The 21000-nt window shown below is 33.2% G+C and carries 21 protein-coding genes and 1 pseudogene; 6 read left to right on the top strand and 16 right to left on the bottom strand.

The window, feature by feature from the left end; all coding sequences use genetic code 11:
- Positions 1–16: 16 nt before the first annotated feature.
- A complete protein-coding gene (locus tag KA824_RS09695; protein ID WP_181187661.1) occupies positions 17–799 on the top strand; it encodes a glucose 1-dehydrogenase in 783 nt (260 codons plus the stop codon).
- A gap of 171 nt (positions 800–970) precedes the next feature.
- On the opposite strand, the gene KA824_RS09700 is transcribed toward KA824_RS09695, so the two are convergent.
- From KA824_RS09700 to pta, 6 genes are all read right to left on the bottom strand, one after another.
- Positions 971–1309 carry a YuzB family protein gene (locus tag KA824_RS09700; protein ID WP_119535736.1) on the bottom strand — a complete coding sequence of 113 codons (339 nt, stop codon included), beginning with the start codon at positions 1307–1309 and terminating at the stop codon, positions 971–973.
- 438 nt (positions 1310–1747) lie between these two features.
- Positions 1748–2824: a phosphomevalonate kinase gene (locus tag KA824_RS09705; protein ID WP_107383643.1), complete on the bottom strand. Its 1077-nt coding sequence runs from the start codon at positions 2822–2824 to the stop codon at positions 1748–1750.
- A 12-nt stretch (positions 2825–2836) separates the two neighbouring features.
- On the bottom strand, positions 2837–3820 hold the full coding sequence (gene mvaD / locus KA824_RS09710; RefSeq protein ID WP_107383642.1) for a diphosphomevalonate decarboxylase: 984 nt from the start codon (positions 3818–3820) through the stop codon (positions 2837–2839).
- Positions 3821–3824: 4 nt separating this feature from the next.
- The gene (mvk, locus tag KA824_RS09715; protein ID WP_107383641.1) at positions 3825–4748 is read right to left on the bottom strand and encodes a mevalonate kinase; all 924 of its coding nucleotides are present in this window, start codon (positions 4746–4748) and stop codon (positions 3825–3827) included.
- Positions 4749–5292: 544 nt separating this feature from the next.
- Positions 5293–6132, bottom strand: coding sequence for a lipoate--protein ligase family protein (locus tag KA824_RS09720; protein ID WP_107383640.1), 840 nt, complete (start codon positions 6130–6132; stop codon positions 5293–5295).
- On the bottom strand, positions 6132–7118 hold the full coding sequence (gene pta, locus KA824_RS09725; protein ID WP_181187660.1) for a phosphate acetyltransferase: 987 nt from the start codon (positions 7116–7118) through the stop codon (positions 6132–6134). The genes KA824_RS09720 and pta overlap by 1 nt, the downstream gene beginning before the upstream one ends.
- 172 nt (positions 7119–7290) lie before the next feature.
- On the opposite strand from pta, the gene hemQ reads away from it, so the two are divergent.
- The 3 genes from hemQ (at position 7291) to KA824_RS09740 (ending at position 10011) form a co-directional block, all read left to right on the top strand.
- Complete coding sequence (gene hemQ, locus KA824_RS09730) at positions 7291–8040, top strand: hydrogen peroxide-dependent heme synthase (protein ID WP_107383639.1); 750 nt, start codon at positions 7291–7293, stop codon at positions 8038–8040.
- Between the two features lie 739 nt (positions 8041–8779).
- Positions 8780–9547 (top strand): threonine/serine exporter family protein, encoded by a 768-nt coding sequence (locus tag KA824_RS09735; protein ID WP_394862813.1) that lies wholly within the window; start codon positions 8780–8782, stop codon positions 9545–9547.
- 11 nt (positions 9548–9558) lie between these two features.
- Positions 9559–10011 carry a threonine/serine exporter family protein gene (locus KA824_RS09740; protein WP_107383637.1) on the top strand — a complete coding sequence of 151 codons (453 nt, stop codon included), beginning with the start codon at positions 9559–9561 and terminating at the stop codon, positions 10009–10011.
- Between the two features lie 202 nt (positions 10012–10213).
- Here the strand turns inward: KA824_RS09740 and KA824_RS09745 are convergent, their stop codons facing one another.
- From KA824_RS09745 to KA824_RS09760, 4 genes are all read right to left on the bottom strand, one after another.
- Positions 10214–11704 carry an APC family permease gene (locus KA824_RS09745; RefSeq protein WP_107383636.1) on the bottom strand — a complete coding sequence of 497 codons (1491 nt, stop codon included), beginning with the start codon at positions 11702–11704 and terminating at the stop codon, positions 10214–10216.
- A gap of 63 nt (positions 11705–11767) precedes the next feature.
- Positions 11768–12130: a DUF423 domain-containing protein gene (locus KA824_RS09750; RefSeq protein ID WP_181187659.1), complete on the bottom strand. Its 363-nt coding sequence runs from the start codon at positions 12128–12130 to the stop codon at positions 11768–11770.
- 24 nt (positions 12131–12154) lie between these two features.
- On the bottom strand, positions 12155–12526 hold the full coding sequence (locus KA824_RS09755) for a DUF5327 family protein (RefSeq protein ID WP_107386431.1): 372 nt from the start codon (positions 12524–12526) through the stop codon (positions 12155–12157).
- A gap of 5 nt (positions 12527–12531) precedes the next feature.
- Positions 12532–13188, bottom strand: a complete 657-nt coding sequence (locus tag KA824_RS09760) for a uracil-DNA glycosylase (protein WP_107386430.1) — start codon at positions 13186–13188, stop codon at positions 12532–12534.
- A gap of 255 nt (positions 13189–13443) precedes the next feature.
- On the opposite strand from KA824_RS09760, the gene thiD reads away from it, so the two are divergent.
- Together thiD and vraX are read left to right on the top strand one after the other, a co-directional pair.
- On the top strand, positions 13444–14274 hold the full coding sequence (thiD, locus tag KA824_RS09765; RefSeq protein ID WP_119537813.1) for a bifunctional hydroxymethylpyrimidine kinase/phosphomethylpyrimidine kinase: 831 nt from the start codon (positions 13444–13446) through the stop codon (positions 14272–14274).
- Between the two features lie 279 nt (positions 14275–14553).
- Complete coding sequence (gene vraX / locus KA824_RS09770) at positions 14554–14724, top strand: C1q-binding complement inhibitor VraX (protein WP_157947957.1); 171 nt, start codon at positions 14554–14556, stop codon at positions 14722–14724.
- A gap of 247 nt (positions 14725–14971) precedes the next feature.
- Here vraX and KA824_RS09775 read toward each other — a convergent pair whose 3' ends face one another.
- The 6 genes and pseudogenes from KA824_RS09775 to KA824_RS09800 form a co-directional block, all read right to left on the bottom strand.
- The gene (locus KA824_RS09775) at positions 14972–15412 is read right to left on the bottom strand and encodes an ASCH domain-containing protein (RefSeq protein WP_181187658.1); all 441 of its coding nucleotides are present in this window, start codon (positions 15410–15412) and stop codon (positions 14972–14974) included.
- Positions 15413–15721: 309 nt separating this feature from the next.
- Positions 15722–17133: pseudogene (locus KA824_RS09780) on the bottom strand (MFS transporter).
- A gap of 190 nt (positions 17134–17323) precedes the next feature.
- On the bottom strand, positions 17324–17587 hold the full coding sequence (locus KA824_RS09785) for a hypothetical protein (protein ID WP_107386426.1): 264 nt from the start codon (positions 17585–17587) through the stop codon (positions 17324–17326).
- 1 nt (position 17588) lies between these two features.
- Positions 17589–17951, bottom strand: coding sequence for a hypothetical protein (locus KA824_RS09790; protein WP_181187657.1), 363 nt, complete (start codon positions 17949–17951; stop codon positions 17589–17591).
- Positions 17923–19065: a thiolase family protein gene (locus KA824_RS09795; protein ID WP_181187656.1), complete on the bottom strand. Its 1143-nt coding sequence runs from the start codon at positions 19063–19065 to the stop codon at positions 17923–17925. The genes KA824_RS09790 and KA824_RS09795 overlap by 29 nt, the downstream gene beginning before the upstream one ends.
- Complete coding sequence (locus tag KA824_RS09800; protein WP_181187655.1) at positions 19066–20424, bottom strand: AMP-binding protein; 1359 nt, start codon at positions 20422–20424, stop codon at positions 19066–19068. It abuts the gene before it with no gap.
- Between the last annotated feature and the right edge of the window lie 576 nt (positions 20425–21000).

Genomic DNA, 21000 nt, shown 5'->3' on the forward strand with positions numbered 1-21000 from the left:
GGACAGGTGTTTGAACATGACAAATATATTAGAACAATTCAAATTAGATGGAAAAGTAGCAATTGTAACAGGAGGTGCTATGGGTTTAGGCAAAGCTATGGCTACCGCATTGGCTCAAGCTGGTGCTAATATCGTTATTGCAGATATTAATGAAGAGATAGCTGATAATACCGCTAAAGAAATTAGTGAAACTGAAAATATAGAAGCGATTGCACTAAAAGTGGATGTCACAAATCCAGATGCTGTAAATCAAATGGTTGAAGAAGTTACAAAACAATTTAATAAAATTGATATTTTAGTTAATAACGCTGGCATGACAATTAACGCAAAAGCTGAAGAAATGTCATTTGAAGATTGGAATAAAGTCATTAATTTAAATCTAAATGGCATTTTCTTAGTTGCCCAATCTGTTGGTCGCGTAATGATTAAACAAGGATATGGCTCTATCATTAATACATCCTCTATGTCAGGACTAATTGCTAATAAACCACAAGAACAATGTTCGTATAATGCTTCCAAAGCAGGTGTCATTATGTTGACGAAAAGTTTAGCTATGGAATGGTCAAAATATAATATTAAAGTCAATACAATAGCTCCAGGTTATATGAAAACAGAACTTACGAAACCATTCTTTGATCAAGGTGGAGAAATGATTGAAGACTGGATGGGATTCACACCTATGAGTAGACCAGGCACACCAAATGAACTCGGTGGCATCGTTGTATATCTTGCTTCAGACGCTTCTTCATTTGCCCAAGGTAGTGTCTTCACAATCGATGGTGGTTATACAGCACTTTAAAAATTAATAACATATATGATCCTGATTTCAATAAAATCAAAAAACACTTTTGTTCAATACTCATATTTAATGGTGAAATGAACAAAAGTGTTTTTTTATTCAGTAGTACAAAAAAAGATTGAACTACATCGCGCAGTTCAATCATTTCATATGTGACAATTTGAGTGTCTATCATTTGCTTTTCTTCTTAGCTAATTTTTCTTTCAGCTTACGATCTTGTTCTTCTTTACGTCTTTTACGTTCCTCATTGCGTTTTCTAAGACGCTCTTCCTCTTCCGGATCCCTTGGTTTTTGCAATTGTTTTTCAATTTTTTCCATAAGCTCATCTTCAGACAAGGCTGCTAATGGGCGATTATTAACAAATGCAAAAGTTTTACGTCGACCAGGTCCACAATACGATTGACAACCAATTTCTATTTCTGCCTTAGGATCTAATTTTGTTAGTTTTTTCTCCAAAGATTTACAATTAACGCCCTGACAATCATCGCAGATTAAAAATTTATTTTGCAAAATTAATCACCCTCACCTTTCCATTCATAAATGATTAACACATTTTTTATTATTCTATGTAAAATATGCGCTTAATTGCCTATCCAAAGCCACATTAATACGTTTATAATGATAAATACAACTCTAATTATTTTACTCTATTTAGGCATTTTTTCAAGTTCTTCCTCAAAAGTATATAACATGGTCATGAAAGCATATAATTAAACGTTTATGATACTTACTTTTGCTATATGCTTTTCTGTCATTTATTATAAAAATCAAACCAAAAGAGGCTGGACAAATTAATTGTCACAGCCGTTGCACTTCTCAATTTATTGATTTAGTAAGTCTTGTACATGAGATTCAGCTCAGTAAAGCATCAACTCTAACCATCCATGTCCGTTAAGACAACGTAACCATTTAAAAATTGGGTTTCTGTCTTATCCCTTTCCTTCAAGCTTATTGCCCATGATAAATACTAAACTCTAACGGTTTCACTTCATTTTCTAACCATTCTTTATAAATTGATTGTTTATCTACTTCATTATTAATAATTGTGATACCGCAATCGCCGCCACCTGCACCTGATGTTTTAGCAGCACCACCATATTTTTCAGCTACAGAGCATAACACTTTCAAATGTGCAGTTTCAATATCGATTGTAGCCTCATTATCCATAGATTGAATAATTTCACGATTCATACGAATCATTTGCTGTACACCTTTGATATGATTGGTTTTAAAGGCATGAATCAATTTCTCTACACAAGCATGAGAACGTTCTAAAAATTTTCCGTAAAACGTAGGATCGGATTTCAAACGTTTTACTTCACTAACTAAATGATGCGAAGACGCAGGTGATCCTGTCCATCCAATTAAAACCTCCATATTTTCTGGTGGTTGTAGTGGTTCAATATGTAAACCTGGCCAGTTTTTATTTAATACTTCATTAACAGATGTATCTTCAATTTGCTGTGATACCCACTCATGATCAAATGTACTATAAGCAAGCCAGCCTGTGTATACACTGACAGCGATATCCCCACAAGAACTCAAACTTTGTAATTTCATATTTGCAATCACTGCAAGTTTATAAATATAAAGATTTGATAAATGCATTTCATAAAATTCATTTAAAGCTTTTACTACAGATACTAGTACCGCTGCACTTGAACCCAAACCGTATTTATGACCATTAGCATCATCTAAATTACTATCTATCGTTAAATTAAAATGTTTTAAGTCAATGTGATTGCTGCTCACAAATTGCTCAAAAACTTCTATAGCTGTGATAACGTATTTTAATTGTTTTGCTGCATGTAAATCAGATACGACTATCTTATCTTCTTCTCTTTGAAAGGTAACTGGCTCATGATGTAACGTTTTTGAATGGATTGTACCTTCTGGAGCATTAGAATCCTCAATTGAAGCTGTTACAAATCTATTAACAGCTATTAATACAGATTTATATCCAGGTTCAGTAACAGCATATTCACCTGCAATATAGAGCTTACCTGGCGCTTTTACTTGAATCATGTTATCTCTTCCTTACTCAATAATTTCAACACCTGTACGTGTAATATCACTTGCAATAATTTGATCATCATTAAATGATTTTTGTAGTGCATCAATAACTGCCTGTTGATTTTTCTTTTCTACTAAAATTTTAACATTGGGCCCTGCATCCATTGTAAAATAACAAGGATAACCAGCTTCACGACATTGATGTACAATATCCATAGCTAAATAACTATCTTCTACCATGTATGTAAAAGGAGGCTGTGAACCTAAATTTGTTGCATGCATCCTCAAACCATTCTCTTCGATAACTTCTCCTAAATACTTAAAATCTTTGTCATCAATCGCATGTTTAACTGACGCTATGTCTTCATCTACGTGATCTAACCAGTATTGGTAAAAACGAGATGTATCACGCGTATGTGACATACCGGCACGACTGGAAACTTTTTTTGTTTTATTATTGATTACTACAAATATCATAGATAAATCATCTTCCCAGTGATCTGCATCAATCGGGAAACTGTATGATGTTGTATCATCATAACCTTTTTCCCACTCTACAAAACCTCCATAAATACTTCTAGAGGCTGATCCTGATCCTCTTCGGGCAAGTCTAGATAATTCTTTACCCGTTAAACCAAGTTTTAAAGCTTCATTACATGCTGCTGCTAACGCGGCATAAGCACTTGCTGATGAGGCTAAACCTGCAGCTGTTGGTACGAAATTATCACTTTCGATGTGTGCGTACATAGATGTTTTACCCAGATCTCTAACAATATCCATAAAACGACGTATTTTAATTGCTTCAGAATCATCTACTGTTTGTCCATTTAAAATCAATATATCTTTCGTATATTGTTCAGAAAAAGTTACCTTAGTCTCTGTATAAAAACGATCTAATGTTACCGACAAGCTATTATTCATCGGAATAATATAGGCTTCATCAGCTTTCCCCCAATATTTAATCAGTGCAATATTTGTATGTGCACGTGCTTTGCCACTACTAACCACCTTACTAACCTCCTAAATATTCAATCCAAGTATGATGTGCACCCAATGATTGCGCACTTTCCACAATTTTTTCAGCCGTTTCTAAAGTAGAAGCGAGAACGATCATACTTCCGCCTCTACCTCCTCCAGTTAATTTACCAGCAATCGCGCCTTGTTTTTCACTAACTTCTAACAACTGTTCAATTTTTTCATGACTAACAGTGAGTGTTCTTAAATTCTCTTGGCACAAATTAAAGACAGTAGCAAGTTGTTCAAAGTTATGGTGTTCTATAGAATCTCGAGCTTCATGTACCAATTTGCCGATATGTTCGACAAAGCTAAGATACCCGCTATCTGCTTTACATAAATTATGTACATCTTCTACTGCTTGTTTCGTTGAACCACGAATACCAGTGTCTATTACAACCATATATCCATTTAAGTCTAATGGTTTCAAGGTAGTAACTTCACCTTTTTGAAACCAAACTGGCTTGTTAGATACTATGGTTTGTGTATCTATGCCACTTGGTTTGCCGTGCGCTATACGTTCTGCCCAATTTGCTTCCTCTATCAATACTGCATCTGTTAAAGGTTTATTTATATAATCAAAACTCGCACGTACAAATGCAACTGCCATTGCTGCACTAGATCCTAAACCTCTCGATGGTGGCAAGTTCGTATCTATAGAAACTTTTATGGGTGTTTCAATATCATATTTATCAATAAATCTCGTTATTACTGATTTTAAGTGTTCTGGTGCGTAAGCCAATTCACCGTCATAAACTTCACTTTTGATATAGGAAGATTCAGTCACATTTAAAGATTCAATTAATGCACTCACTCTTCCTGTCGTAAATGGAATCGCAATTGCAGGCTCTCCAAATGTCACCGCGTGCTCACCTATTAAAATCACCTTGCCATTCGCTTCCCCATAACCTTGTTGTGCCATATTTTCAATCACCTTTAGTATTTTCTTTAAATTTAAATAATATATGCTTTGCACCGCGATTTTTTTGTTAATCTTAATTTCATTCCTAGTTATCTTAACATTTCCCAGGAAATTCTGTGTTTAATAGTATTTAGCTAGCGTATTCATATCTTTTCATTTTTAATCAAGAAGAAATTACGTGCATTTTTTACACAACTCAATCAATTTTACACAAATCAAATTATATTATCTCACAAATTTCATATATTGACATACGACTCGAGCCATAGTTTTTTTAAAATTTGTATCAAAATTGAACAAAATGAGCAAAAAGTTAATACCTGCTACTAATTATAAACAATACTTTTTTATTATAAAACGCGATGAACTATTATTCAAAAACTTCACTTTATTTTATTAATTTATTTTTGATTTTTAACGTATACTTTCACTATATTACTTATTTAATTACTATAATTCAACAAATAATAGTAATATCTTCCATTATGTAATTATAAATAAAAAGACTAAAAACGAATACAATGTATCGTTTCTAGTCTTTGTCTCATTCGTCCATTTTTTGATTAACTTTAGCATTGCGTTCAATCATCTTGTCAAAATAACCTTCATATCGCTGCCACTCATCATCCGTAATATCATCCATTGTCAAATTAGCGCCTAAATCTTTTAACGCATATAACAACTGGAACATCACGTCTTGAACTGTTATCGTTCTGCCTAATAATTGCGATAAAGACGCCATACATTGAGGATCAATATCAGGGTATTCAAATTTAGTACTTTCACCTTGTAATGCGCGTTCATAAAATGCTCTCATTAATGCAGCACGTTCACTGCCATCTCCTTCAACGCATAGATATACTTGGACAGCTATGCCACCTCGAACACGTCTTTGTGAAATACCGGCAAATTTCTTCCCGTTAATACTTAAATCAAATTTCCCTGGACAATATGATTGTTCAATCTCATAGGTCTCAATTTCAACATCATCATCTTCAAACATTTTTGCCACTAATAAGTACATGACTGAAAATGCTTCATCAATCGTAATGTCATGTTTGCCTTTAAAAATAAGTGATATATTGAGTACACCTTGGTCTAGTACGACACCTAGACCACCTGAGTTTCTCACAATCGCATTATACCCTCGTTCTTCGGTTAAATAGCGAATACCATCTTGCAAATGCGGTAACCTTGAGTCATGGATACCCAAAATGATTGTATGTTGGTGTATCCAAGTACGTACCACACTACTTGATAAGTCTTTTCCGACACTTTCTGACAAAGTATCATCAAATGCAAATGACTGCATCGGTGCTAATCCAGAAGAATGGTCTACATAACGCCAAGTGGCACTATTAAAATACTTACTTGCTAGATCCATTATTGTAATGTTTGCGCAGCAGTGATGATTGATAAATTATACACGTCTTCTATTGAGCAACCACGAGATAAATCATTTACTGGTGAATTAAGACCTTGTAATACTGGGCCTACTGCATCATAACCACCAAGACGTTGCGCAATTTTGTATCCAATATTACCTGCTTCTAAACTTGGGAAAATAAATACATTTGCATCGCCTTGAATTTGTGCATCTGGTGCCTTTTTCTTAGCAACTTCCGGTACAATTGCAGCATCAAATTGGAATTCTCCATCAATAACTACATCTTTAAGTTGATCAGTTTCAACTTTTTCTTGTGCTAACGCTACAGCGTTCGAAACTTTTTCAACATCATCTGATTTTGCAGAACCTTTTGTTGAGAAACTTAACATTGCTACACGTGGTGACATGCCAAAACTTTGTGCAGATTTTGCACTTTCTACTGCAATCTCAGCTAAATCTTGTGCTTCTAATGTAGGGTTAATTGCACAATCACCAAAGATATATTGTTCTTCACCTTTAATCATAAAGAATATACCTGATGTTTTAGTTACACCTGGTTTTGTTTTAATAATTTGTAGTGCCGGACGAACTGTATCACCTGTAGAATGTGCAGCACCACTTACTAAACCTTCAGCCTTACCAATATATACTAGCATCGTACCAAAGTAATTTACGTCTTTTAACATTTCTTGAGCTTGGGCTTCAGTTGCTTTCCCTTTACGACGTTCAACAAAAGCTGTCACTAACTCTTGTTTCAACTCACTCGTTTCAGGATCGATAATTTCTAAGTTCGAAATATCTAAACCTTTGTCTTTAGCTAACGCATTAACATTTGTTTCATTACCTAATAATACCGGTGTTACATAATCCGTACTTTGTAATTGTGTTGCCGCAGTTAATACGCGTTCATCTTCTCCTTCAGGTAAAACAATTTTCACATTTTTTCCTGACAATTTCTCTTGTAATACATCTAATAAAGACATATGGGCCTCCTCAAATTTTTAATACTATTATTTTTTCCATTACTATTATACGTCATTTTTTTATAGAATTCCATGTCACCAATTTGTAATCATTTACTTATGTTTTATAGTTACCTTTATGATAGAATTTTCAGTGTAGATATAGAATTATTTCATAAAGGAGCGATTCAATATGCCACAAGCGCCAGAAACTTTAGATGGTTGGTATAGTTTACATTTATTATATGCTATAGATTGGGCTAGTTTACGTCTAGTCCCAGAAAACGAACGTCAAACGTTAGTTGAAGAGTTACAAGCATTTTTAGATAAACACGAAGAAGCGCGTACTAACCATGTAGGCGATCATGCATTTTATAATATCACTGGTCAAAAAGCAGATATTCTTTTATGGGCATTGCGTCCTGAATTAAAAGATTTAAATGCTTTTGAAAATGAATTCAATAAATTGAGAATCACAGACTTTTTAATTCCGACATATTCATTTGTTTCTATTATTGAATTAGGCAATTATTTAGCAGGAAAATCCGACGAAGATCCTTACGAAAATCCACATATCAAACCAAGATTGTACCCAGAATTACCACAATCCGAATATATTTGTTTCTATCCTATGGACAAACGTCGTAATGAAACTTATAACTGGTACATGTTATCACTAGAAGACCGACAAGAACTTATGTACAATCACGGTAAAATCGGTCGTCAATATGCTGGTAAAATCAAACAATTTATCACAGGTTCTATGGGCTTTGATGATTTCGAATGGGGTGTTACTCTATTTGCAGATGATCCACTTCAATTCAAAAAAATTGTTTCTGAAATGAGATTTGACGAAACGACAGCACGTTACGGTGATTTTGGTAGTTTCTATGTAGGTAACATTATTACAAAAGATAGTTTACCAACACTTTTTGAAATATAAATATCGTTATATTCTTTCCTCACACCCCTTCATTTAAAATGGAGGGGTGTTTATATATATCATTTTTTATTTTTCATCCATATATAAGTAGCATTGTGCCTCAAATCTAAGTTTTCCAATCATACAGCAATTTTGTTTTTCATGTTTAATACAATTACAATAGCTATATAATTCAATAACTACGTTTAAATTTGAAAAATGAGCTTCTGAAGACAAATGTTCCGATAATACGCATGCATCAGTCGCTCTAACTTTCTACTTCGTTTCACTTGGTTCGCCTGCGCTTCGCATGCATAAGTCGCTCTAACTTTCTACTTCGTTTCGCTTGGTTCGCCTGCGCTTCGCATGCATAAGTCGCTCTAACTTTCTACTTCGTAGAAAGAAGAGCGACTAAAAGGCACACTTGTTTTATTCCAAGTGTGCCTGTCTGAATGTAGTGTGTTTGGGAGAACTTTAATCACTACTTAATTTAAGGGTTAACTGTTAAACATTGTCGCTACTCAATATTTTGTAACAGTCAACTAATACTATTTTAACCTATTTGAAATATTTGAAACATATTTGCATTACTAAAGTTGTATAAAACTCAATTTTTTAAAATACAATATCCTTTTTTTTACCCAACATATTATTTGAATAAAATGTTACAATAAAAAATATTAACTTACTAAATATATCCCATGAAAATACAGTTACGAATGGTTTAGTTAAATAAAATATAATTGGTGATTAGATGACAATAAATGTTCAATACTCAGAAAATTATGAAGAAAAAATAGCAAAAGATGTCATAATTCTAGCTGGCAGAATTTTACTTGAATCTGGGGCAGAAGGGTCTCGTGTAGAAGATACAATGACTCGTATTGCTTTCACATTAGGTTATACAGAAAGTAATAGTTTTGTTACGAATACAGTCATTAATTTTATGTTACATAATGAATCTTATCCAAGAATTTATAGAATAAGAACAAGAGACACCAATCTACATCGTATATCAAGAACCAACCGTGTTTCTAGACAACTTTCTGATGGCACGCTCTCAGTTGAAGATGCATATCAAGAATTACAAAAAATATATCATGAACAAAGCATTAATCACGATCTATTTTTTAAATTTATTGCCGCTGCGATTATCTCTATTAGTTTTCTATATTTACAAGGTGGTTACTTAGTTGATGTATTCACTGCACTCGTTGCAGGCGCTTTAGGTTATCTCGTTGTAGAACTTTTAAATAGAAATTTACACACTAAATTTATTCCTGAATTTATGGGTGCACTCGTTATTGGTGCAGTGGCAGTATTGGGCAATACGCTTATACAGGGTGGTTCTATTTCCACAATTATTATTTCAGCAGTGATGCCAATTGTACCAGGTGTTTTAATCACGAATGCTATTCAAGATTTATTCAGTGGCCACATGTTAATGTTTACAACTAAATCATTAGAAGCATTAGTAACTGCCTTTGGCATCGGGGCAGGTGTCGGTACAATACTTATTATTTCTTAGGAGCAATGCTTATGTTTTGGATTTTAAATTTAATATTTAGTTATACCGCTTCACTATTCTTCGGTATTATATTTGATGTTCCAAAATATTTATATAATGCTGTTGGAATTGTTGGTGCGTGTGGTTGGATGGTCTATACATTATTTTATGATGGTTTCCAACTTCACACCATTTATTCAAGCTTCTTTGGAAGTTTAGCATTGGGTTTACTTAGTCATATAATGGCTCGCTTTAAAAAAGAACCAGTTATTCTATTTATGGTGCCAGGTATTATACCTTTGGTACCTGGAGGTTTAGCCTTTGACGCTACGAAAAATCTTATTTTGTTAGACTTTAGTAAAGCGATTAACACGATGCTAGAAGTAACGCTAATTGCAGGCGCAATCGCTTTAGGTTTATTATTTGCTGATCAAATATCTAAACTCATCGTTTCCGGTACAAAATTTAGCAAAAAGCACATTTAATAATTGAACATAAAAAATCTGAGGCTCATTAAAGACCTCAGATTTTTTGTATAAGACATGATAATTTTATTTTAAAAACTCCTATCAATATGCAGTTAAAATCCGTTGCTATTGATAGGAGTTTTTTCATACTCAAAATATTGTAAGAATTCCATATCTAATTATTTATATGTTTATCTCATAAATAATTAACGACTGTCATCTATTTATGCGTTTCGTTCGGCACTTTATTTTCATTAATAAGGTTCACGACTTCATCTTCCGAACGATTTAATATCAATTTACTTAATTTATCATTATCCATTTGTTTTAATTTAGGATAACGAATTACGAAAAAGACTAATCCTATAATTAACCAACCAAACAATGCAATATATGATGGCGTTGATAATCCAGCTGGTGAAGCAGGAATTAATAATAGTAATAAGAAAACAAACGATACTATTGTACCTATAATCGCAAATGTTTTATATACCGGACCGTATGTGTTACTTGTTTTGTCATAACTAAATAAACGAGCTGCTGATAAACATGTAATAAAGTATGCTATCGAAACACCCGTAGATGACATATCAACAATCCATGTCAATGCCGTACGACCTAACCAAGGTGCAATCAATGTGATAGCTACAAGGAATATGATTGCTACATACGGTGTTTTATATTTATTGTGCAATTTACTAAATACTGAAGGCATAATACCTGAGCGTCCCATTGAGAACAATAGACGACTTGAACTCATTAAAAATCCGTTTAAACCAGTAAATATGCCCATGATAATAGCAATCGCTAAAATTGCCAAACCTATATATCCAAATGCACCACTTGTAACAGCACCTGTTAACCATAATTGACCGTTTAAATCAGTCTCTGAACTGCTTAGCCAACCTGTATACAAAATCATTAGCACATACGTAAATGCTGCTGCTAATAAACTATATACAATAAGTTTAAACGTTTTATTTGGAGCAAAATCAAATTCTTCTGCAGTTTGTGGAATGTTGTCAAAACCTACATAAGCCCACGGTGCTACTGCAACTATCATTACAATTGATGTAAGCCAACCTTTTTCTTTGTTCGCTAATGGTTGTAAATTTTCTAATGAGAAATTACTACCAAAGAACGAACCGAAAAATAGCAATAAGATTGTAATGACCATTGCCACACAGAAATAAAATTGTAGCGAGCCTGAAACACTCGTACCTTTAATAGCTATAAACATAAATACAATCAATAACAATGATGCAATTAATATTTCAGTAATATAAACATCCCATCCTGCGATGGTATATAGTTTACCTGTTTCTAAAACATCAGGTAATAAAAATTTAATTAATAAACTAAATGCAGTTGCGTTTAAAGCCACTACACATATATAACCAAAAGTTAAAAACCAAGATGAGAAAAAACTTACGTATCTGCCAAAACCTAAAAAGCTAAACGCGAAAGCCCCGCCAGAAACTGGGAACCGTTCAACAAGCGCGCCGTAGCTTACCGCAATTAAAATCATTAACAATGCGCCAATTACAATACCAATAGCTGCTGGAATAGGTCCAGATTGACCAATCCAATCACCTGGTAAAATAAATGCGCCCCAACCGATACACGAACCATAGGCAATTGCCCAAACAAATTTCTCAGATAAGTTTTGTTTTAAATCTCCTCTATCTACTTTCCTATCATTTTTTCCCATAAATAAAATTCACCTCATGAGATGTATTATACCCATAAGATGAATTCTATAACAATTATAAAATTATAATTTAATCGTACCAATCACTAACATTAACCAACCTATAATAAATAAAATACCTCCGATTGGTGTAATTGCACCAAGTATACGAATTTGTGTTAATGCTAAGATATAAAGCGAACCACTGAAAAATACAATGCCTAAGAATAAAAGCCATCCTGCCCAATTCACATTAATTGACGTTGTATCGCTTATAATTCCAATTAATAGTAACCCAAGCCCGTGATACATTTGATAAGTGGTTGCTTTTTCCCATACAGATAAATATTTATCCGATAACTTACCTTCCAGACCATGTGCGCCAAATGCGCCAGTACCTACAGCCATTAAAGCATTTAAAGCACCGAGAATAATAAATAATTTCATAAAAATAAACCTCTCTTTCTTAAATTAAAAATCAAAAATCGAATCTCCATTACCAATTTCATCGTCTGTTACTAATTTATTAGAATTTAGCGAAGTATTAGTATTTGTATATTTTGCCGAAGAAGCAGGTATTTTCCCTCCCATTGCTTGAATTTCTTCAGGAGAGATACCTTGTTTCTCACTAGCTGTAGTGTGTTTTACATTTTGTGATGATTTGAATGAGGTAGACACTGAATACGTATTATCTTTAAAATGCTGTTTATCATTTGAACTATTTACTAATGACGTTAGTGTATGAATGGCATAAATATGCTTTTCAAACTCTGCATCATTCTTAGCTTCATCTGCTTGAACTAATTCTTGTTCAATAAGTTGAATAATTTTCTCTTTTTCCATTTATTTTATAACCCACTTTCACACCAATTTATAGGTTCAATACCATTTTTTTGTAAATATGCATTTGTTAAGGAATACGGTTTTGAACCAAAGAACCCGCGATATGCAGATAATGGACTTGGATGTGGTGATTTAATAACGTGATGTTTAGATGTGTCAATCAGTTTCATTTTTTGTTGTGCGGGTTTACCCCACAAAATAAATACAACATTACTCAAATTTTCGGAAACTGTTTTAATCACTTCATCAGTAAAAGTTTCCCACCCTATATCTCTGTGAGAATGAGCTTCTCCTTGTCGTACTGTCAAAACAGTATTTAACAATAAAACACCTTCTCTTGCCCAATCTTGTAAATGTGGTGATTTTCTTACACAACCGATATCGTCTTCAAGTTCTTTATACATATTTCTTAATGAAGGCGGAAACTTAGCATTCGGTTGCACAGAAAATGCTAAACCATGTGCTTGATTTGGTCCATGATAAGGATCTTGTCCCAAGATAACAACTTTCACTTTTTCAAAAGGTGTTAAATCAAAAGCTTGATAAATGTTTTCCCTATCTGGATAGATTACCTTTGTCGTATATTCATTTTCTAAAAAATTATGCATTTCAGTAAAATCATGCTCCGTAGTTATTTTATGAAAAACATCAGACCATTCCATACACGTTCACCTCGATTAATATAGTAACATAAAGCGCTACTTTCTCGCTTGAGAGATTTAGTAGTGTTAGCTTAATCATAAACACAATTATAATGAATATATTTAATTTCATTTTAATATGTATCAGTAATAGAATCAAAACGATATAATGATTTATTCATTATTGTAACCTTATTACATTGTAAACGTCATTATTTAGAATAGTCGACAAACGTGGTATGATATATACAAAAGAATATATAGGAGTGAAAATTCATGGCATTGAAAAAAACATTAACCATTGCCGGTTCAGATACAAGTGCTGGTGCAGGCATGCAGGCAGACTTAAAAACATTCCAAGAGTTAGGAACATACGGCATTGTTGCATTAACATCTATTGTAACAATGGATAAAGCATCTTGGTCTCATGATGTTACACCAATTCCATTCGATGTATTTGAAAAACAATTAGAAACAGCAATATCAATCGGTCCAGATGCAGTGAAAACAGGCATGCTAGGGACACAAGAAATTATTAAACGTGCCGGCGAAGCATACGTAGAATCAGGTGCGAATTACTTTGTGGTTGATCCAGTAATGGTATGTAAAGGAGAAAACGAAGTTTTAAATCCTGGCAATACTGATGCAATGATTGAATATTTGTTACCAAAAGCTACAGTCGTAACACCAAATTTATTTGAAGCTGGTCAACTTGCAAACCTCGGCACTTTAAAATCAATAGACGATATGAAAAAAGCAGCTGAAATTATTCACCAACAAGGTGCTAAGCACGTTATTATTAAAGGCGGTAAAGCATTAGATCAAGATAAATCTTATGACTTATACTATGATGGAAATAACTTCTACCAATTAACTACTGACATGTTCCAGCAAAGTTATAATCACGGTGCTGGTTGTACATTTGCTGCAGCAACGACTGCATATTTAGCAAATGGTAAATCTCCAAAAGAAGCCGTAATTGCTGCCAAAGCATTTGTTGCATCTGCAATTAAAAATGGCTGGAAAATGAACGACTTCGTTGGTCCTGTAGATCACGGTGCTTACAATCGTATTGAACATATAGATGTTGAAGTAACTGAAGTATAAATCATAAAAAAAGAAATCTGAAACATATTCATAACGAATAATGCTTCAGATTTCTTTTTTATTATATAATATTGTATTGATTAACAATCCTTAACTCAAACCTTATGCGTCTATTTTGAGCAAATAAAACATCTCCATATTTAATTAATAACTTCAAATTTTTCAAACTCAAAATATATCAGACATTAGTCTGATTCAAATTTGATACTACAGGCCCATGTTATTTTCTAGCATATCTATTATTATAATAAGTGTAGAGAGACAAGGAGGTATGACATCATGATTATCTACGAACAATCTTTTGAGAATGGTAACCCAATCTATGAAATTATCACCAAGACATTCAAAACGATTTCTGTTAAATGCGATGAAAATTTCAGCAAGAATGAATTATATACGTTACTCTCTCTACTTGAAAGTGATGTCGATAACTTAAATCTAAGTTATTAGCCACACTTCAATACATCGATGAAAAAACAGAAACGTAAGTTCCAAGACTAAAATTAGAAGAAACAGAACAAAGAATTCCCCTTTAGAAATATGTTCCATGTATATGTAACTGTCCCATTATATATACATGGTGTAACACATCCCTTATAAACACTCACCCTAAGTGGTACATAGTTAGGCAAAGATTGTCCCCTTTGTTTGCTTGGAGAGCACACTCGAAGCACCCCTAACTTATGTACCACTTTACTTATTTATATAAAACTTTAAATTCTTCACACACTACAATAATCGATTCGTTAAATGCCAATCCTAGAGATGTATAATAAGGTTCAAAGAAATCAATATGTGCTTTACGCCAGTAAGCGAGTGACTTATCGCCTTCACCTTCTAAATAAGCGTGATGTTCAGTGACCGCATTAAACGGTGTTTGATAGACGCGTGTTGTTTCTATCACACATTGTGGCTCCCCTTTTTTATTTAAAATCACGCTCACATCTCCCACTTGAGGTAGTGGTTCACGATCTACTTGATAAGTTTCATAACCACTTGTCGTAGCCGTTTTTTCACCTTGTTTCACTAGATCTGCTAATTCATCCTCATCTACACCAAACGACCATGCTTCATATGTTTTCCTCTTATAAGATGGGCACAATTGTACAAATTTTTCCCAATATTGTTCTACTGTCATCGTTCTTCCTCCAAACTATGTATTTTGTTTTTTCTTCTTAAACATAACATAAATAAATTGTATGACTTCTTGCTTTCGCGTGTTATTCTTCTAAAAAAACGAGATCATTAACGAAAATGAAAATATCAACACTATTGTAAATCATATATAATTACTTGTTATAATAATAAAATTCACGAAAAAACTAGGCACCCATTCCCCCATTTCACAGGGAATGAATAACCTAGTTTTTAAATTACTATTGTTAAATATTAGTATCGATAAGTATTCATACATTTTATTTTAATAGTGATTTGTATGCCATACCGTTTATACGCGTTTATCGTCTGCCCACCATAAAGCTTTATCAGGATTTTTTGTATAATATTCATATTCTTCATCACTTTGAACATTTGGATATGAACCTTTCAGTGATTTACCTGCTGTACTTACATGTAACAATGAAATAACAATAATTCCTATGACACTCATTGCTGCTAAGTAATAAGCCGGTGAAAGTGGATCTCCTGTTTTAGCAACTAATGTAGATGCAATTAACGGTGTTGTGCCACCAAATAATGATACTGACACATTGAATGTTACTGCTAATGTTCTATAACGGATATGTGTATAAAACATCGTTGGTAACGAACCTGGCATCGTCGCTTCATAAGTAGATAAGAAAAATCCTAACGTAAATATACCCACAACTATTAAAACCAACGAGCCTGATTGGAATAACGCAAATGCCACTGTACTAAAGATAGCTGTACCACAAAGCCCTATTAAAAGACTTTTTTCTCTCCGATACGATCTGCAACTCTACCAAACATTAATGCCAATGGAATCATTACTGCCATGACAATCGTTATAAGTACAGAAACCGTTGTGCTATCTAATTTAATTATTTGTTGTAAATAAGATGGCATATATGAAGTCACCATATAATTCGTACAATTAAAGAATGCTACAGCTACAAAACATACAATAATATCTTTGTAATAATATCGAACAATTGTGAAAAAGCCGATGTTATCTCGTTTTGGTTGTGTAGCTATTTCATTTTCAAACACTGGTGATTCCTCTAATTTTCTTCTTAAATAAAAACCAAATATGCCTAAGAATAGACCCAAAATAAATGGTATTCTCCATCCCCATGTAGCCATTTGTTCCTCATTTAAAAAGAAAAATAGTAAGCCGCTGATTACTGATGCAGCGATATAACCTGATAATGTACCAATTTCCAAACCTGAACCTAGACCATTTCTAGATTTATCTGGTGAGGATTCAGCAACATAAACCATCGCGCCTGCATACTCTCCACCGGTTGAAAAACCTTGAAGTACTCTACCTAATAATAGTAAAATTGGCGCCCATACACCTATTTGATCGTATGTAGGTAATAAACCAATTAACAAAGTAGAAAATGCCATCATGATAATGGTTGTCGTTAAAACGACTTTCCTTCCAAATTTATCACCAATAATACCAAAAATAATGCCACCTACTGGTCTTAATAAAAATGCAATTGCAAATGTTGCAAATGTAAATATCGTTTTCAGCTGGTCATTTTCTACCGAACTAAAAAAGTTTTGCCCTAATATAACTGCTAAATAAGAATAAAGCCCAAAGTCGAACCATTCCATTGCATTACCAATACCGGTTGCAAATACAGTTTTTTTCGCAGTCCTAGGGTTCACCTTATTGATATTACGTTTATCAAAATCTTGTTCATAATCCACGATTTAAGTCACTCCCTTAACATGTTTACTTATTATACTGAGTTCGGAGTGTATGTCAAACTGATTCAAATTTTTTAGTTTTCGTTTTTTAATTTTTATACAAAAAATGTATTTAATTTTAAATATGAAGAAACTCATTTTTCTTTTAAATTCATTATCTAATTACGGACAATTTTCATTGATTACCAACCTATTTTTTCAAAATAGTAACTTTAACTTTATTGTGATTATTTTTCACAACTAATTTATGTTTACTTTCAAGATCAAATTGAAGAAATTCATATATATCAACTGGTTCAACATAATTAATTTTATAACTTTTCCAATTCAATTCATTGTATATCAATGCAAGTTGCACAATCATTTGTCCCGGTACAATCTGACGATGCAAAGGATTTTCATCTTTGACAAGACGCAAATATTGCTCTACATCGTTGGGTAATATCTGTATCATTTTACACCTTCTCTAAAAACGTTTGCATAATATATATACAATTAGTCCTATTTTTATTTATTTTCATTTCAAAGCTATATTTAATAAATTGACGAATTTTTTTCTGTTCAATCAATGTTAATTGTACTTGATATATAACATCAATTTTTAATGGATGATATTGTTCAATTTCTGTTGACTTTAATAGTAAATTACTAGAAATAAAAGGTTTGAACAATTCAAATTCAGGCCATAGACTCGCACAATAAAGCGGAGAAACATCAGTGCTATTCGATTGTTCAAACAATTGATTATAAGCTTCTACATCATTTTTATGGAATACCATTTCTTGTTGTTCATGTCCACCTTTCAAATAATGTGGCATTGCCCATACCTCCTCCAATACCCATGGTTGCGATTGTTCTATACTTATGCTCCATATAAAACAACCTTGTAACAAGTGCAGCACCACTTGCACCATAAGGGTGTCCAGTAGCTATAGCGCCACCGTAAATATTTAATTTCTCTGCTGGTATGTTTAATGCTTGTTGACTTGCTAAAACTTGAGATGCAAATGCTTCATTTAACTCTACAGCATCGACATCATTTAAAGACAGTTGCTGTTTTGCTAATACCTTTTCAATAGCAGGCACAGGACCAATGCCAAGTATATTAGGATCTACACCTACGGTTACTTGATCAATGAATGATAATCCACTTTGTATGCCATATGCTTGAGCAACTGATTTTTCCATGACAAGTAGTAATACAGCACCATCATTTTTCATACAACAATTGCCAGCAGTGATGCTTCCATTTGGTAATAATGGCTTTAATCGGCCTAACGTTTGTTGCGTTAATTTAGTTTTAATACTTTCATCTTGTTCAAATATTTCTCCCTTAATCGTCAATGGCGTTATTTCTTGGGTAATATTATGATGTTGATAAGCATCAAGCGTTTTTTGATGGCTGTGCCATGCGAATTCATCTTGGTCAAATCTTGATATACCATATCTTTCAGCAACATTTTCAGCTGCTTGTATCATAGATGGATCTTGGTCATCAGGTGCAAACGAGGCTCTTTCATAAAATTCTGGTAAATGCGTATCATATACAGATTGCGGTCGTTTAATTTTCCACGGTGCTCTACTTGTACTTTCCACACCACCCGCGATATATATTGATCCAGCACCTGCTTGTATCATGCGACAAGCTTGGTTTACAGCTTCTAACCCTGAGCCGCATTGACGATCAATCGTCACACCTGGCACTTGTTGATTAAATCCAGCTTCTAAAAATGCTTTACGTGCAATATTACCACCATTTCCTACAACATTACCTAAAATTACGTCATCTATATTACTAACTATTGCTGCATAGTTATGTTTAAAATAATTGAATAATGGTTGTAATAATAATTCAGGTTCTAAATGGCGTAATTTCCCACCATATTTACCAAATGCAGTTCGTTTTGCTGCTACAATTACCGCTTCATTCATTTATAATTCTCCTTTTAAATAGCATTGCTTCATACGTTCTCGCGCAATTTTTCCACTCGAGGTATAGATCATATGTTTTACTTTAACTAATTTCGATGGTATTTGATAACGCGCTACATGATGTTTCATTATCGTTCTAAAATAGTTATAACTAACTATACGATCACTTGTATAAAGTAATATGGCAATTTCTCCAAATCTAGAATGTTTTTTACTGATAACGACTACTTCATTGAATAAATCAATATATTTTGCATTCTGTTCAATTTCGAAAGGATAAACATTACGTCCACCAATAATCATGCGGTCATGTTTTCTACCATGTAAAAATAAATGTCCCTGCGCATCACATGAAGCAAAATCCCCTGTTTCAATCCACCTATCCTTGCAGATATCTTCATCAACATAACCACTAAATGACATATCACTTCGTATTTTTAATAAACCTATCCCTGATTCGTCTGACTGTTCAATATTTACGTGCACGTTGTGAAACAATTTACCAACAGATTCTGGTGGCGCACTATTATTGAAGTTATAACTAATAAAGCTAGCCTCTGACGTCCCGAAGAATTCAATCAAATCACTTTCGGGAAAACATTGTTGAATACGTTGACGAACGTGTAAGGCAAGTTTATCTCCAGTACTTAAAATATAATGCTTTCCTTCTATTAAAATTCGAGTTGAAACGCATGCTTGTATCATTGTTGGCACCATAAAGCACGCTGTGTTTACTTTATGGTGTTGGATTGTTTGCATTAACCGCTTTGCTTCAAAATATTGCTGTCCTATAAATGTTCTACCTGTATACAAAGCATAAATGCATGCATATAATGACAAAGAATGTGACATCGGACCTGGAGCAACGATTGTATTTATGGTCCTGTCAAATAATTGATCATTTTTTGAAAAAGACTTAATCCAAGATAATGCACCTCTATAATATGCTTTAGGTAACCCTGTTGTTCCAGATGTAAAAGCGATATGCAGCAAATCCCCATCGTTCTTGAATTTATCCTTTTTGACCACATTATGTATACTTAAATCATCTTCTTCTATTAGATATTGAACACCATATTTTTCGACTAATTTAAAGGTTTGCGCGCTCGACCATCTATCATCGAAAATACACGGTACACATTCATTTTTTAACAATGCTAAATATAAAATCATTGTCTTTTGTGGATGTCGTGTTACCACTCCTACAAAACTATGTTTAGGTATATTGGAAAACAAGCCGCTTTTAATGTTCAATTCTTTGATTAATTCACTATAAGTTAAATCTTGTTTATCAAAGCTCAAAGCAACTAGATGCGGTTGTTGTTTTGCGTGATTTTCTATTTCTTCTAAAATTTTCAAATTCCAGCCCCCTTTGTTAACTTTTATACAAAATATATTAACATTTAAAGTATAAAATAATGTAATGAAAACATTTGGTTTCTAATACCATAAACATCCCATATTTTTAACTTAAATTGAGCAATTTTGAATTCCAATTCCTAAAAAAACAAAAAAATGAGCGATTCGTGGTAAATCGTCCCATTTTTAATATGATTTAATATATTTATTATTAAACAAATTTGTATACTGAATATTTTTATTTTGATTAATAATATCGTTAGTATTTACATTGATATACTTTAAATTTCATCACTATTGATACAAAATTTTAGTATAAATTCACTTTTCATAAGAATCCAGCAGTATTTATTCCACTTAAACCACTACTTCATTCCATTAAAACTTATCATCTATTCGACAAACGGACATAAATTGCTTACAATAGTCAGAAATTTACAAGTGAGCAACAACAACTCGAATTTTGTAAATCATACGCCCTGATAAACATGCACGGCTAAAATCACAAAATTTCAACCGTAAAAAAGAGAGCTAATCCATTTGGAATTAGCTCTCTTTTTATGAGAATGAGATGCA

The organism is Staphylococcus sp. GDY8P198P (assembly GCF_017891615.1).
Classification (GTDB): Bacteria; Bacillota; Bacilli; order Staphylococcales; family Staphylococcaceae; genus Staphylococcus; species Staphylococcus cohnii.